This window comes from Bradyrhizobium sp. dw_78 (genome assembly GCF_018449525.1).
In the GTDB taxonomy this organism is placed as follows: domain Bacteria; phylum Pseudomonadota; class Alphaproteobacteria; order Rhizobiales; family Xanthobacteraceae; genus Bradyrhizobium.
In genome coordinates this window covers 1-14,152 of the sequence record NZ_JAAVUS010000012.1, presented here as the reverse complement: position 1 = coordinate 14,152, position 14,152 = coordinate 1, and the positions used below count along the sequence as shown (strand labels likewise).

Below are 14,152 nucleotides of genomic sequence, written 5' to 3'. Positions count from 1 at the left end.
GAACAGCGGCGAGCCGTTCCGAAGCCGGGACCTAGCGTCGAGGGGTGAATTTACTTTGCTTTGAGGGGAGAGCGAATGTTTGCGAACGGCTGCGAACAAATGAAAACAGCCATTTGGCTCCCCGGGCTGAATGAAGCTGCGAACTTTGAGTCGCCGATTCCCCTCAAACCTACGCCACAGCCCTCAAAGCGGATACGCAAGCGTGATCGTGACCGGGCAGAGAGGGTCCGGCTGGCCGGTGGCCCCAAGCCGACCCTGAGAGAGCGCGCCGTCGCCCTTGCCCTGGAGAAGGGTGAGGTTCGGACCAAGGACCTGACCGAAGTTGGCGTTCATCGTTGCTACCTTGCGCGAATGGTCGACGAGGGTTTGCTCGTTAAGGTCGGCTTCGGCCGCTACCGGGCAGTGCCTCCTAAAGCGGTTTGAAAGCACGATATGGACCGCTCGCGCTAGCGCGCAAGACGCCACCGCGGGCGGTCTTTGGGTCAAGTGCTCTGGCGTGGAAAATAGGCAGAATTCGTTACCGTCCTGAGCTTGCGGAACACACGGAGGCTCTCAGAATAATTATAACGGTATTTGATAATTCGTGATACTGTCTCAAATATCAGCCATATAAATTTGGTTCCTGTATGAATGATCGTTTTCTCTCGTTGCAGCTTTTCGCCCGCGTCGCTCGGACCGGCAGCTTCTCCATTGCCGGGCGCGAAATGGGCATGTCCCAGCCGACCGCCTCGCGCATCGTCGCCGCCCTCGAGAAGAAAGTTGGCGTCGCGCTACTGACGCGAACCACGCGCGGGGTGGCGCTCACGGAGGCTGGATCGGACTATCTTATCCGGGCCGAAGCAATCCTCGCCGCGCTGGACGAGGCCGATCACGCCGCGCGCGGCACAGGTGAGCTTCGTGGGGTCCTGCGCGTAGCAATGTCGACCTCGACCGCTTTGCGGTGCGTTCTGCCGCGGTTGTCGCGATTTACGGATTTGCATCCAAATCTTCGCATTGAGTTTGTGCTGAATGACGAAAAGCAGGATCTCATCGGAGACGGGATCGATGTGGCGCTGCGGGTTGGCTCACTTCCCGACTCATCGGCGATTGCTCGCAAGGTTGGTGTGGTTTTCCGCACTCTGGCCGCTTCGCCGGCCTATCTGGCCCGAGCTGGTACGCCGCGCGTTCCTTCGGATCTAACCAACCATTCCATCATCGTCGGCCCAGCGGGCCGGGGAGTGGAAGGATGGGCCTTCAAGAAAGACGGCAAGGCCACCTCGGTCCGCGTCGAGGGGCGGTTCGTGCTCAACGGGGCGGAGGGCGCGACGGCGGCGGCCGTTTCCGGGCTCGGCATCGTCTCGAATGGAGCCTTCGGCATGATGAAGGAGCTGGAGAGTAGGTCACTGGTGCGGGTTCTGCCCGATTGGGAGATGGGGACCGCGGAGGCCCATGTCATCCTGGCAGCCGGTCGCGCCGCCAAGCCGTCCGCCAGGGCGTTCTCCGATTTCGTCTATTCTCAATTTCGAGAATTGGAAGCGACGTGGGACCGGGTCGAGCGATTGACGCCTTTCCCTTCCATCGGCTTCGCGGTCGACGCCCGTGCCCCTTTGGAGGTTGGCACCTAAGCCGCATTCGCTCGCCGGAAGCCTAGGCTCGCGCGAATACCTGATAGAAACGCCTGGAAGATGTGCCGATGGTGGCGTGCGAATGCCCCGCGTTGGCCGTCGCATCATGCGCTGGCCCGCATGGAACGCGCCATTTATTCAGAAATTGTATTTCTAAAAGTCAATTCTTCGGCCTACTGAGACCGAATTGCATGAGCCATCTGCTGAGCAAGGGAAGCATTTCCGAAGTTCAGCAGGGATGAAGTCGTGCGGTTGCAGGAAAAACTAGACGCGTTCACATCCGATCTGATCAAGAGCGGACAGATCCCCGAACCGATCGTCAAACGATTGATCGCCGGCATCCAGGAGCTGGTGGCCAGCGGCAAGTCGGAACGCGCTCTGAAGGCCGGCGACGTTGCTCCGTCGTTCACGCTACCGGACGAGAGCGGACGGCTGGTCAGTTCGGTCAAGCTGCTCGGGCAAGGGCCGCTCGTCATCAGCTTTTACCGCGGCGTCTGGTGCCCGTACTGCAATATCGAGCTGCAGGCGTTGGAAGAGGCCCGCGCGGACATTGAGGCGAGGGGGGCATCGCTCATCGCCGTGTCGATGCAGAACGCCGCGAACAGCCGCAAGTCGGTGCGTGAAAACAAGCTTGGCTTCCCAGTTCTGGTCGATGCTGGCGGCAAGATCTCGAACAAATTCGGGCTCCGATATGCGCTCTCGCCCGAGACGATCGAACTTTACCGCACGCTCGGCAACGATCTGGAAGCGATCAACGGTGAGAGCAGTTGGTCGCTGCCTATGCCAGGCCGCTACGTCGTCGGCCAGGACGGCGTGATCGCATTCGCTGAAGTCAATCCCGACTACACCCATCGGCCTGAGCCGAGCGACCTTCTCCCGATCCTCGATCAGCTCGCCCGCGCCAAGGCCGACTGATCGGGTGGGCGCGGTCGTCCTTCTGCTCGCGCCTCTCGACGAAGCCCGGTCCCACGAAATCCGACGTGCCGGGAACATCTCAACCTCAACTGAAAATGGAAAGCTCTATGTCTGAATATCTTCTTGATCTCACCAAAGAGTTCGCCGGCCGCCGCGCCCTTGTCACCGGCGGGTCCCGTGGCATCGGCGCCGCTGTTGCGCAACGCCTCATCGATGGCGGCGCAAAGGTTGTCGTCACCGCGCGCAGTACACACGCCGAAACGCCGAAGGGCGCGACGTTCATCACTGGCGACACGCGCACCCTGGATGGCGCGCAGAAGGTGGCCAAGGAGGCGATCGCCGCGCTCGGTGGTCTCGACATCCTGATCAACAACGCCGGGGCCGCTCGCCTCCATCTGCCGGCCTCAACCGCGATTTCGGACGAGGAATGGGTCGATAGCCTGAACATCAACTTCCTGGCCGCGCTGCGCATCACCTACGCATCGCTGGACGAGCTCGTTAAGACCAAGGGCTCGATCGTCAATGTCACGGCCGGCGGACGCATCGCGTTCGGCGGTCCGATGGCGCACTACGGCGCGGCCAAGGCCGCGCTGAACAACTGGTCGGAATCGCTCGCCAAGGAGCTGGCGCCGAAGGGGGTGCGCGTTAACATCGTGTCGCCCGGACCGATCATCACCCCCGGAGGCGACGAGGTTCGCAACACCATCACCCAGGCGATGGGTATCACCGACGAGCAGTTCTTTGCCACCGTGCCGCTCGAAGGCCGCGCCGGAAAGGCGCAAGACCTGGCGGAAGCCATCGTCTTCCTCGCGTCGCAGCGGGCCTCCTACATCACCGGCGATACGCTCTTCGTCGGCGGTGGCTGGGGCACCCTGGCCGGCATCTGATCACGGCGCCTGCCGCTCCTGACATTTCGTGTCAACGCCGGGCGCCGGGCACCCCCGGTTTCCCAGCAAAAGGGTGAAATATGATTGATCTGCACTATTGGACCACGCCGAACGGCCACAAGATCACGATGTTCCTGGAAGAGGCAGGGCTTCCTTACAACATCGTCCCCGTCAACTTGGTCCAGAACGACCAGTTCAAGCCTGAATTTCTTGAAATCGCGCCCAACAACAAGATCCCGGCGATCGTCGACCACGAGCCTGTCGGTGGTGGCAGCCCGATCAGCATTTTCGAGTCGGGCGCGATCCTCCTCTATCTCGCCGAAAAGACGGGACATCTCCTGCCGAAGGATATTCGCGGCCGAACGGAAGCGTTGCAGTGGCTGTTCTGGCAAGTCGCCGGCCTCGGGCCGATGCCAGGTCAGCTCATCTTCTTCCTCCGCAACAACGAGAGCTTCCCCTTCGCGATCGACCGCTACCGGGCAGAAACGGCCCGGCTGTTCGGCGTCCTGAACAAGCGGCTCGAAGATCGAGAATGGCTCGCTGGCGATGCTTATTCCATCGCCGATATCGCGGCCTACGGCTGGTCGGCGCCATATAGCCTCTTCGGCTTGGACGTCGATGAATACCCGGCGTTGGAGCGCTGGCTTGAGGCCGTGGCCTCGCGTCCGGCGACCGAGCGCGCCTATGCGATCGCAAAGGAAATGAACCCGAACGCGCCTCAGCCGGTGCGCCGTGCGGAACGCATAGCGGCGAAGAGCGCGGCGTGACGCGCCGTTTCCCGATGCCCGCAACAAACTGTCAGTAAAAAAGGAAGGAACATCTCATGAGCAAAATTCTCGTAACCGGCGCGAGCGGGGACATCGGCAGGAAGACAGTTCTACATCTTCTGAAGAAGCGGCCCGCGAGCGATCTGATCGGGCTCGTCCGGGATCCGGCGAAGGCGGAGGATCTGGCGGCGCTCGGCGTCGAGCTGCGCCAGGGCGACTATCTGGATCGTGAATCGCTCACGCGCGCCTTTGTCGGCGTCGAGAAGCTGATGCTGACGTCGACACACGCCTTCACCGATCGCAAGACGGCTCATGCCAACGCGATCGAAGTGGCAGCCGAGGCCGGCGTGCGGCACCTAGTCTATATGCCGATCTATCGCAAGGCCGGCTCGACCTTCACGATGAAGGAAATCACCGAAGAGGACATCTTCTCGATCGAGAAGCTGCGGTCGTCGGGTCTGGCCTATACGCTCGTGCAGCATCCGCCCTTCATGGAGCCCGCCATCATGTATGCCGGGCCGAACGCCGTGGAGACAGGCGTTCGGGTGCCGGCGGGCAACGGCAAGTTCACGGCGGCGACCCGCGACGATCTGGCTGCGGCCCATGCGACGGTCCTCGCCGAGCCGGGGCACGAGGGCAAATCCTACTATCTGTCGGGCGCACCAGCGGTCTCGTGGGCCGACATTGCCCGTATTCTCTCGGAGATCCATGGCAAGGACGTGTCCTACATTGCGATCTCCGACGAGGAATACATCGGCTCGATGGCGGCGCTCGGCTTCCCCGATTTCGTCGCCCCGTTCATCCTGAAGTGGGTTCAGGGCATGAATCAGGGCGAGTGGGAGGAGGTCACCGGCGATCTCGAAGCGCTCATCGGCCGCAAGCCCACGACGCCTGCCGAGTATCTGCGTTCGGTCGCGGAGGCGGCCCGAGCCAAGGAGAGCACGTCATGAAGATCGGCTTCCTGGGAGCGGGCGTCGTCGCCCAAACAATCGCCAAGCATGCGCTCGCTGCCGGGCACGAGGCCGTCCTCAGCAATTCGCGCGGACCGGAATCGCTAGCGTCACTGGTGGATGAACTTGGGCCCGGCGCTTCGGCTGGAACCGTGCAGGAAGCCGCCGGGCAGGGGCTCGTTGTCCTGGCCGTCAACTGGCCGGGCGTGCAGAAGGCCCTATTCTCGATCGGCGACTGGAAAGGCCGGCTTCTCGTCGATGCGACCAATCGCATTGCGAGCTTCAACCCGCTCTCGCTCGGCGACATTTCGGGTCGGACCTCCAGCGAGATCGTCGCCGATCTCGCGCCGGGAGCCTGCGTGGTCAAAGCATTCAACTCCGTGCCGATGTCCTGGATCTCGGACTTCACCCCTTCAAAGCCGCGCACCGTTCTTTTCATCTCCGGGGACGATGGCGAGGCGAAAAAGCCCGTGCATGATCTGATCGAGGAGATCGGTTTCACCTGTGTGGACCTCGGCTCGCTTGCCGTCGGCGGGCGCCTGCAGCAGCTCGGAGGGCCGCTCGCGGGGATCAGGCTCAACTTCATCGAGAGGTTCTCGCTATGAAGGCGCTCGCCTATGAAAAGGCCCACAAGCTCGAAGACTTCGCGATCGAGCTTGTCGACGTGGCAGAGCCGTCACTGCGCGACACCGATGTTCTGGTCGAGGTTCGCGCGATTGGCGTCAACCCGGGCGAAGCCTTCTTTCGCGGCGTGCGGAGCGCCGAACCCGGCGGTCGGGTCCTGCTGGGCTGGGAATTCGCAGGCGTCGTCGCCGCCGCCGGTGCGTCCGCCGGACGCTTCAAGGTGGGCGATCGCGTCTATGGCACGGGCGACATGACGCGCGACGGCTGCTGGGCAGAGCGCGTCGCCGTCGACCATCGCATTCTGGCCGCTATACCCGATCGCCTTTCATTTGGTCATGCCGCGAGCCTGCCCATCGGCTCGTTGACGGCGTGGGAAGCTGTCTTCCGCGACCAGGGTGAATTGCCGCGCGACGTCGATCGCGTCCTGATCCTCGGCGGTGCCGGGGGTGTCGGCTCGATGGCGACCCAGATACTGAAGGCCATGACCGGAGCTTATATCATCGGCACCGGATCGCGGCCGGAATCGAAGGCGTGGAGCGAGAAGATGGGCGCCGATCTGGTGCTCGATCACAGCAGCGACATTGCCGAGCAACTCGCTTCGGCCGGCATACCCTCACTTGATCTGGTGCTTTCGACTGCGAAGACTGCCGAGCAAATCGGCTGGATCGCGCAGGTGCTGCGACCGTTCGGTCACCTCTCGGTGGTGGACGCGGGCGCCTCGCTCGACGTGAGCCCGCTAATGATGAAGGCTGCGTCAGTCCACCTGGAGATGGTCTTCAGCAGGATCATGAACGGTACCGCGCCGGAGAAACAAGGCAACATCCTGGAGACCATTGCCTCCCTCGTCGACAAAGACCTCGTGGTTCCGATCGCGACCACACGGCTAAAGGGCCTCTCGGCGGAAACGATGAAGGCTGCCCACGAGCTTGTCGAGAGTAGACGGACGATCGGCAAAGTCGTCATCGAAGCTTGATTGGGCGGAACACGCGAGGCTCTCCACGCCTTCGCCAGTCGCTGGGCAAACCTCGTCCGAAGAGATGTTCATCGGTGATTTTCGAAGCGGACCCTCATAGAGCAAGCGCCTCGACGGCCTTGTTGGCCTTTGGCACGACTTCGGCAGCCAACCAGGGAAGGTTCATCCCCTCGGCCCGAACGGTCTGCACATCCTCGATGCCAATGAAGCCCAGGATTTGCCGCAGGTAAGGCTCGACAAAATCCCATGGGAGCCATGGGCCTTCTGTAAAAACTCCGCCTGACGCCAGCACCAGGATTGCTTTCTTGTCCTTCGCCAGGCCGACGACCCCGCCATCGCCATACCGGAAAGTCCTACCCGGCCGCACGACCAGGTCGATCCATGCTTTGAGCGCGGAGGGAATTCCGAAATTCCACATCGGCGTTGCAATCACAAGAAGGTCGGATTCCAGCAGTTCGTCGGTCAGATGATCCGACTGGCGAGCCGCCCCCTTCAATCTCTCTGCTTCGCCCGGGTCCTTCGTCGAGATTGCCCGGAGCGTAACATCATCCAGATGGGGCAGATGCTCGGCGGCGAGGTCACGGCGAATGAGCTTTGCTGATGGATAGAGCCCGATGAGCCGTGCGGCGAGCGTATCGGCTACCGATCGACTCGCAGAGTCCTTTCCCCTTGGGCTCACCTCAATCAAGAGGATTTGCTTCATCTCAGGATCTCCCGGATTTTACGGAATGTCGATGTCTTAGCCAGCGTCCGCCGTCAGCGCGTTCCATGCCGCAAGAGAGTCCATGTAGTCCCTCCAGTGCGCGATTTTCCGACCTTCAATCCTTATGATTGAGGCGAAGCGGTTGTTGTACTTCACACCTGTTGCGAGGATGGTCCCATGGACTTCATACTCGATGACGACGACACGGCCGTCGTCCGTCTTGTGGGTGATCAGACTGTCTGCAGCCTGGAGCTTGATGTTGTCGACGTAGCCGGCGAACTGAGTCATCAGATCGGCACGCCCCCGGACAATGCGAGGCCAACCGGGGAAGTCGTAGAGAACCTCGTAGATGACGCCATCAGAGACGACATCGAAAAAGTGCTCGCCATCGACCAGGTCGCCCAGCGCCCCTCGGACCAGCTCGAAGTAAGGACTGGCGCCCTCGTAAGCAGCATATTTCGAACTCGGCATCCTGGGCTCTCCACGCGCGTTTCGCGATGTTACTTACGAAAGGAGAGCTACCTATATGCCGGGAGCTGATATCAAAGAAGAAGGCACTTTGGGATCAGTAGCTAACACCGAGGTAAGTTATGAGAAGACCGAGCAAAACCGGCCAACTGGATCCTGCAGCGATCTGCAGAAGCTCCGACCCGATGGCAGTGCGGGAACTGCTGACGAAGATCGGCGACACGTGGACCATCTTCCTCGTCCTCTCGCTCGAGCTGCTCGGCGGACGCGCTCGATTTTCCGAGCTCGAACGTGCCGTACCCGGGATTTCGCAGAGGATGCTGTCTTTGACCCTGAAAAATCTCGAGCGGGATGGGCTGGTCGTCCGCGAGCTGTTTCCCGAGGTGCCACCCCGCGTCGAATACGAAATGACAGACCTTGGAAGGAGCCTGCTGGCGCCCACCCAGGGACTTGTCGACTGGGCCAAGGCGAACTGGGAGCAGGTCAGGAAAGCACAATCCAAGTATGATGTGCGGTAGGCTTCGCGGCTCTTCGCCCTTCGGGCTTCCATCCCTTCTGCGTGGTCATAGCGATGGAGCTTTTCTTCCGTAGAGCCTGACCTTATCGCGACTTGGCGACAGTTCGGCAAACCAGTCTCAGGCCGCTTCAACGCCGAGCCGCGAATAACTTGGTCGCCTCGAAGACGAGGTGGTTGCCGAACCGGATCGAGATGCTCGACGACCGCCGCCGCGTCGGCGGCGTAGTGGTCCACCCTCGGCACGCTATACTACGCTACAGCTTGATGGCGGACCGAGAACAATGAAGATGAGCACTATTCCTACGCCATAGCCACCTAAGGCGCACTGCGGCTTCTCCACTGCCGCGAGCCCACTCCATCGGAATGGATGGAATTGGATAGAAATTCGGTCGGTCTTCATTTCCTGGAGCCGCTATATCGTGACCGAGGTCGAACCGGAGGTCGTCCTGTCGGCGGCCGACGACCAGGTGTCCGCTCCCAAAATGCGAGTAGTCGCTTCAGCACCGGCGTTCGCGATCAAGGCGCGATCGCTACCGGGGCGCTTTTCTTCCGATATTTGCCAAGCGTTGGCGCTGCCGGGGCTGCGCCCTGGCAATGCGAGTATGTAACGTGAGCGATAGCTCATATCTTTCCCGTAGGCGGAATTGACAGCGCGCCCCCGCCGAAACCGGGAAGCGCGAGGCGGCAACCGCGAAGCCGGGAGATTCGAACGCATGAGACAGCGCGCAAAATACGGCATCGACGCGCCGAGAGTGGTTCGCGCGTACATCGTTTTCGGCGTTTTGCTGGCATTGCCGGCGCTGATCGGTTTCGCATGGCCCGGATCAAGTCCCATTCCCGCGCCCTGGAGTATCGGCGCCGCCTTGTTCGCGGCGCTTCTGCTTGCTTGGGCGGCCGTCATGCTGAGGTCCAGCCTTGTGGGCAAGATGCGGGTACGCGACCGCCTGGTTGACGCGCTTGCCCTTTCGGGAAATGAACGCGTGCTCGATGCCGGATGCGGTCTGGGTTTGGCCCTGATCGGTTGCGCTAGGAAACTTACCACGGGCAAGGCTGTCGGCATCGATCTTTGGGCCGGGCACCTTTCCGGCAACAATCCGGACGCGGCGCGGGCCAACGCGGTCGCGGAAGGCGTTGCCGACCTGGTCCAGATCGAAACCGGGGATATCACAAAGCTGCCCTTCTCCGACGCGGTATTCGACGCCGTCGTCTCGATGACCGTGATCCACAATATCCCTTCGCAAGAGGCGCGCGACCAAGCGGTGCGCGAGTTCGTCCGCGTGCTGAAGCCGGGCGGCCGCGTCGCGATCTTCGATCTCCTTCACACGGCCCGCTATGGGGAGATATTGCGTCAGGCGGGCTTGACGGTCGAGAGCCTGGGCACCGATCTGCTGTGGCTTTGGCCCTGCCGCTCGTTGCTCGCGCGAAAGCCGGAAGCCGACGATCCTCAAGGCGTGGTCACGGCATCGTCATGACCACGCCACCGGAATATCTGGGCATTAAGCCGGCGGCGGTTGCAGATATCCGGTTATGAGACGTGCGGTTTCGTCGATCAGCATCTCGGCATCCTGCAGAATTTCGGTGGGGTACAGGACGGCCGTATGGGTCAGCGTCTCTATCGATGTCGCACACATAAATGCCGCCAGATCGAGGTCCCTGACACGCAGTTCGTCGCGGCGGCTTTCGAGATAGCCCCGGAAGAGGGCGTGGCCTTCGCGGTTGAGCGCTTCCACATTCTCCAGCCGCCCGACGCGCGGAATCTGCTCCGCAAGCACGCGATGCAGCCTGGGATCGATGCGGTGGGCCTCGATCGCGACGGCGACAAGCCTTCGCACGGCCCGCTCGATCGGCTGCGAAGCGATCTCGGTCAGCACCGTGCGCACACGCCGCATGATCTGGCGATTGTGCCGGTCGATGACGGCGGCAACGAGCGCTTCCTTGGAAGGATAATATTGGTAAAGCGAGCCGATGCTCACGCCGGCTAGATCCGCGATCCGGTTGGTGCTGGCTTTGTCGTAACCGTCGCGGACCAGGATACGGGCGGTCGCCTCGACAAGCGCATCGACGGTGGCGCGCGATCGCGCCTGCGAGGCCTGCTTGCGGGGATTTGTAAGCGGTTTGCGCGCCATGTCCCGTGACCCGAAATGCGCGTGGAAGACGAGCTATCGCTCATATCCTATCGCCGGGCGATTTCGAATCAACAAGGGCGCGGCGGCGTGCGCGCCCCATTGATGTCCTCAGCCCCTTTTTGCGTCCCTTGGCGGCGGCCTTATCCACCGTCGTGGACACCCCGCCACAGCGGCAGAACAGGACTGTGGGGCCACGAACGATGAAGATGGGCACTACAGCTACGTCATAGCCACCTAAAGCCCGCTATAGCTTCCCATGTCGCTGGGCCGTCCGGCGGATGGGCGTCTCCGCCGCGATCATCATGCGACCTTCACGGTGAACTCGTTGCCACGCCCTTCGCCGAGAGGGAGAGACTGCGAGACGTAGCCGTTCTCGGGATCGCGGACGTAATCCAGATAGTCCGCCGCGAAGGCGTTCTCGCCGAGGATCACCGCGCCGGCCTTCAACTGGGGCTCGATCAGCTTGAGCACCGACAGGTAGAGCGACCAGGCACCGTCGATCAGCACCAGATCGACTTCGCCGCCGACATCCTTGAGTGTCTCCAGCGCGTCGCCTTCCCGAATGTCCACCAGATCGGCGAGTCCGGCGGCATCGAGATGCGCCCGTGCCCGTGCCACCTTCGCCGGCTCCAACTCGGAGCCGATGAGCCGACCGCCGCCATTGTCGCGCAGCGCGGCGGCGAGATAGATGGTGGAGACGCCCATTGAGGTACCGAACTCTACGATCCGCGACGCCTTGCAGGCACGCGCGATGGCGTAGAGAAAGCGGCCATAGCCGGGCGATACGGACAGAAAATGTGCGGCATGGCCGCTATAAACTCGCCGGTAATCGGCACGCTCATCGGCGATCATCTGCGCCGCGAGTTGCTCGATCGTGCTGCCGGAGGCTTCCATGCCGGCGACGACCTCTTTCATCAATTCGCCATCCGCCGCTTCGGCATCCCGATGAAGCTGGGTCAGAAGTTGGGCGATGCGCCCGCTGGTCAACGTGTTCATGCTGTTTCCTTCCCGATCATGGGAGCCGATCGGCCTCGACTGGCTGATGACAAGCTGGTACAGGGAACCGAGCTTGGCGTCATTCCGAATGTCAGACAGAATGTTATTCAATCTCGCCATCATGCCCGATTGTCGGCCGTGCCGCTTCTGAACGATCTCTCGGACGAATCGGAGTGGGTCGAGCCGGACGATGTGCCCCGTCCGGTCGTCACCTACGGCTTCGCATCCGAAACCTTCGGCGATTTCGAACTGGAACCGCACTTCCACGCCAAGAGCCAAATCCTGCTCGTCCAGCGCGGCGCGCTGAGCTGCGAAGTCGAAGGCGGCCTATGGATTGTGCCACCGCGCAGTGCCGTGTGGATACCGGGCGGAGCGCTGCACGCCATTAAGGTGACGGGCGCATTGGAAGGCTATGGTGCATTCGTCGCTTCCGGCATCGGCGCGGGCCTGCCCACGGCGTGCCGCGCCGTCTCGGTGACGCCGTTGCTGCGCGAACTCCTGATCCGCTCCGCCAATCTGCCGCTGCTCTACGAGGAGGGCGGCGCGAACTCCCGATTGATGGCGGTGCTGCTCGACGAACTGGCGGCGGCGAAGGACGAAGACCTGCATCTGCCGATGCCGGCCGACCCACGCCTGCGCCGGATCATCGACCTGATGATGGCCTCGCCGGCGGATCGAGGGACGCTCGACGTTTGGGCAGAGAAAGCAGGGCTGAGCGCGCGGACGTTGGGCCGGATCATTAGCCGGGAGACGGGCATGAGCTTCGGACGCTGGCGCCAGCAACTCAGCGTGATCCTCGCCGTGAAGTGGCTGGCCGGGGGCGCATCGATCCAGCAGGTCGCGGCCGATCTCGGCTACGAGAGCGTGCCGAGCTTTGTGACTATGTTCCGCAAGGTACTCGGTACTTCGCCGGGGCGCTACATGGCGGAACGCCATTCAGGGCGAACGTGAGGTTCGAGATCAGCAGGCGACGTAGAGAACGCCGATTCTACGACCCAACCACCTTCGGCACGCTATACTACGCTAGAACTTGATGGCGGGCCGTGAACGATGAAGATTGGGACTATTCCTACGCCATAACCACCTAAGGCACCCTAAGCCTCTCCCATGGTATGGCCTTTATCGAAATGGATGGAATTGGATATAAGTTCGGCAGGCTCTCTATTCGAGGGCCGGCACGATCGGGGCCGACAGCTAACTGTCTGCTCAATGGTGGCAAGTTCAAGAAGCGGTCGTTCGCTGCTCAACGGAGCGCCTCCGCGAGTCGTAGCAGCATCGCGGTGACAACCTGGGGATCAAGAGGTGCCGCAGCGTTCCGGCACGCGCTTCTGCATCGGCCACGATCCCAGACGCCTCTTCCAAGGCATCCCGACCCAACGCCGTCAGCTCGGTCGTTTGCACTCGCCCGTGTTCGGGATGGGGTGTCCGCGCGATAAAGCCCGAGCGCTCAAGTGCAACCAGGATTCCCTGCATCGTTTGTGGAGTCACGAAGGCGCGGCGCGCGAGCGCGGCGTTCGAGGCACCTGGTTCGACCTCCAAGAAGGCGAGGACTGCATACTGGGGCGTGGTCAGTCCAATTTCCCGTAATCCAGTGTCCAGCCGGGTGCGAAGAGCCTGTTGAGCCTGCTTCAACGCAAAGCCGACCCGCTGCAACGCCACACGCGTCCTCGCCCAGAAGGCACAACTGTTGGTATTCTTCCCACTTTGAGAGCGTGCGGGGGTGGTCACGTGAACCTGTCGTCGCCTTGGGGCGTGTTGAAACCTATTGCGGCAAGGATGCCGTCTGTCGTCCGCGAGCACGAAGTCCTGCGCGTTGCCGCCGTTATCCATGGCAAGGACAAGGCAAAGGCAGCAGCACGGCGAGAAGTTCTATTCTGGGCTCAAAAACGGTGTGGTGGCCGTCTCCCCAATCATGCCTGGGAATTTGAAGAGTTCGATTAGTTGAACTGAATCTCGTTGATCGACGTCGTGTTGGTGATTGTGATGGTGGTCGGGCTTGCCCCAGCAAAGGTTGCAGTGCCAGCGGGAACTCCGTTCGGCGACCAATTGGCGCCTGTCGTCCACTCAACTCCGGCGCTGGCCCATGTCGTAGCCTGCGCTCATGCGGCCGATGCAAGCGTGAAGCTGCAATTCATGAGCACGACGCCCACCAAGCAGAGGCTTCTGTTCAGCACAAGCATGTTCGAACAGCCTCCAGCCGATGGAATCAAACTATTCTTCCAGCGCGTCGATCACCTTTGACCGAATCTGTAAGAGAGCTTGAGCTTCAACCGGAAGTAGGGCTGTTCAAAATTATACAGTCAGCTCGCAGAGTGCGCAGGAAGTTCGCACTGAGCAACAATTGTCACTGTGGAATTAAACGGGAACTCGGCCGGACTTCATGCTTCTTTATTAGACGCAATGGCGGCTTCGCGCGATGGACGCAAACGCCTAAACCGACTGTTCGTTGGTAGCATGGTCCCTCGCGATCAGGCCAATACGTCATGCCGCTCGTCAATCGAGTCGTAGCATCGAAGCCGTCTCATTCATCAATTCAAACTCCAGTGCTGTGAATAACGCTGGAGAAAGCTGTGGCCTTGCGAATCCCGCAGAGGTAGCGAACCAAGGTAGCGACTTTAGCTC

The 14,152-nt window shown here is 61.5% G+C and carries 18 protein-coding genes; 13 read left to right on the top strand and 5 right to left on the bottom strand.

Annotation, left to right across the window (positions count from 1 at the left end):
* Window positions 1–75 precede the first annotated feature (75 nt).
* The 8 genes from HB630_RS24980 to HB630_RS24945 all read left to right on the top strand — a co-directional run bounded on the left by HB630_RS24980 (window position 76) and on the right by HB630_RS24945 (window position 6,720).
* On the top strand, window positions 76–423 hold the full coding sequence (locus tag HB630_RS24980) for a type IV toxin-antitoxin system AbiEi family antitoxin domain-containing protein (RefSeq protein WP_249781051.1): 348 nt from the start codon (window positions 76–78) through the stop codon (window positions 421–423).
* Window positions 424–626: 203 nt separating this feature from the next.
* Complete coding sequence (locus tag HB630_RS24975; protein ID WP_213775381.1) at window positions 627–1,604, top strand: LysR family transcriptional regulator; 978 nt, start codon at window positions 627–629, stop codon at window positions 1,602–1,604.
* Window positions 1,605–1,850: 246 nt separating this feature from the next.
* Window positions 1,851–2,519 (top strand): redoxin domain-containing protein, encoded by a 669-nt coding sequence (locus HB630_RS24970; protein ID WP_213775380.1) that lies wholly within the window; start codon window positions 1,851–1,853, stop codon window positions 2,517–2,519.
* Between the two features lie 107 nt (window positions 2,520–2,626).
* A complete protein-coding gene (locus HB630_RS24965) occupies window positions 2,627–3,406 on the top strand; it encodes an oxidoreductase (protein WP_213775379.1) in 780 nt (259 codons plus the stop codon).
* Window positions 3,407–3,486: 80 nt separating this feature from the next.
* The gene (locus HB630_RS24960) at window positions 3,487–4,173 is read left to right on the top strand and encodes a glutathione binding-like protein (RefSeq protein WP_213775378.1); all 687 of its coding nucleotides are present in this window, start codon (window positions 3,487–3,489) and stop codon (window positions 4,171–4,173) included.
* Between the two features lie 56 nt (window positions 4,174–4,229).
* Complete coding sequence (locus HB630_RS24955) at window positions 4,230–5,123, top strand: NAD(P)H-binding protein (protein WP_213775377.1); 894 nt, start codon at window positions 4,230–4,232, stop codon at window positions 5,121–5,123.
* Complete coding sequence (locus HB630_RS24950; RefSeq protein ID WP_213775376.1) at window positions 5,120–5,728, top strand: NAD(P)-binding domain-containing protein; 609 nt, start codon at window positions 5,120–5,122, stop codon at window positions 5,726–5,728. Before HB630_RS24955 ends, HB630_RS24950 begins: the two co-directional genes overlap by 4 nt.
* The gene (locus HB630_RS24945; RefSeq protein ID WP_213775375.1) at window positions 5,725–6,720 is read left to right on the top strand and encodes a zinc-binding alcohol dehydrogenase family protein; all 996 of its coding nucleotides are present in this window, start codon (window positions 5,725–5,727) and stop codon (window positions 6,718–6,720) included. Before HB630_RS24950 ends, HB630_RS24945 begins: the two co-directional genes overlap by 4 nt.
* Window positions 6,721–6,814: 94 nt before the next feature.
* Here HB630_RS24945 and HB630_RS24940 read toward each other — a convergent pair whose 3' ends face one another.
* Together HB630_RS24940 and HB630_RS24935 are read right to left on the bottom strand one after the other, a co-directional pair.
* Window positions 6,815–7,423 (bottom strand): NAD(P)H-dependent oxidoreductase, encoded by a 609-nt coding sequence (locus tag HB630_RS24940; RefSeq protein WP_213775374.1) that lies wholly within the window; start codon window positions 7,421–7,423, stop codon window positions 6,815–6,817.
* Window positions 7,424–7,459: 36 nt separating this feature from the next.
* Window positions 7,460–7,894, bottom strand: a complete 435-nt coding sequence (locus tag HB630_RS24935; RefSeq protein WP_213775373.1) for a nuclear transport factor 2 family protein — start codon at window positions 7,892–7,894, stop codon at window positions 7,460–7,462.
* A 182-nt stretch (window positions 7,895–8,076) separates the two neighbouring features.
* Here HB630_RS24935 and HB630_RS24930 point away from each other — a divergent pair, with 182 nt between their 5' ends.
* From HB630_RS24930 to HB630_RS24920, 3 genes are all read left to right on the top strand, one after another.
* Complete coding sequence (locus HB630_RS24930) at window positions 8,077–8,409, top strand: helix-turn-helix domain-containing protein (protein ID WP_249781050.1); 333 nt, start codon at window positions 8,077–8,079, stop codon at window positions 8,407–8,409.
* 418 nt (window positions 8,410–8,827) lie between these two features.
* On the top strand, window positions 8,828–9,016 hold the full coding sequence (locus HB630_RS24925) for a hypothetical protein (protein WP_213775371.1): 189 nt from the start codon (window positions 8,828–8,830) through the stop codon (window positions 9,014–9,016).
* 105 nt (window positions 9,017–9,121) lie between these two features.
* The gene (locus HB630_RS24920; RefSeq protein WP_213775370.1) at window positions 9,122–9,880 is read left to right on the top strand and encodes a class I SAM-dependent methyltransferase; all 759 of its coding nucleotides are present in this window, start codon (window positions 9,122–9,124) and stop codon (window positions 9,878–9,880) included.
* 24 nt (window positions 9,881–9,904) lie between these two features.
* Here the strand turns inward: HB630_RS24920 and HB630_RS24915 are convergent, their stop codons facing one another.
* Window positions 9,905–10,534, bottom strand: coding sequence for a TetR/AcrR family transcriptional regulator (locus HB630_RS24915; protein WP_213775369.1), 630 nt, complete (start codon window positions 10,532–10,534; stop codon window positions 9,905–9,907).
* A 300-nt stretch (window positions 10,535–10,834) separates the two neighbouring features.
* Window positions 10,835–11,530, bottom strand: coding sequence for a class I SAM-dependent methyltransferase (locus HB630_RS24910; protein WP_213775368.1), 696 nt, complete (start codon window positions 11,528–11,530; stop codon window positions 10,835–10,837).
* A gap of 138 nt (window positions 11,531–11,668) precedes the next feature.
* Here HB630_RS24910 and HB630_RS24905 point away from each other — a divergent pair, with 138 nt between their 5' ends.
* Window positions 11,669–12,481: a helix-turn-helix domain-containing protein gene (locus HB630_RS24905; protein WP_213775487.1), complete on the top strand. Its 813-nt coding sequence runs from the start codon at window positions 11,669–11,671 to the stop codon at window positions 12,479–12,481.
* A gap of 270 nt (window positions 12,482–12,751) precedes the next feature.
* On the opposite strand, the gene HB630_RS24900 is transcribed toward HB630_RS24905, so the two are convergent.
* Window positions 12,752–13,360 (bottom strand): MarR family transcriptional regulator, encoded by a 609-nt coding sequence (locus HB630_RS24900; protein WP_249781048.1) that lies wholly within the window; start codon window positions 13,358–13,360, stop codon window positions 12,752–12,754.
* 126 nt (window positions 13,361–13,486) lie between these two features.
* Here HB630_RS24900 and HB630_RS24895 point away from each other — a divergent pair, with 126 nt between their 5' ends.
* The gene (locus tag HB630_RS24895) at window positions 13,487–13,771 is read left to right on the top strand and encodes a hypothetical protein (RefSeq protein WP_213775367.1); all 285 of its coding nucleotides are present in this window, start codon (window positions 13,487–13,489) and stop codon (window positions 13,769–13,771) included.
* Window positions 13,772–14,152: the final 381 nt, after the last annotated feature.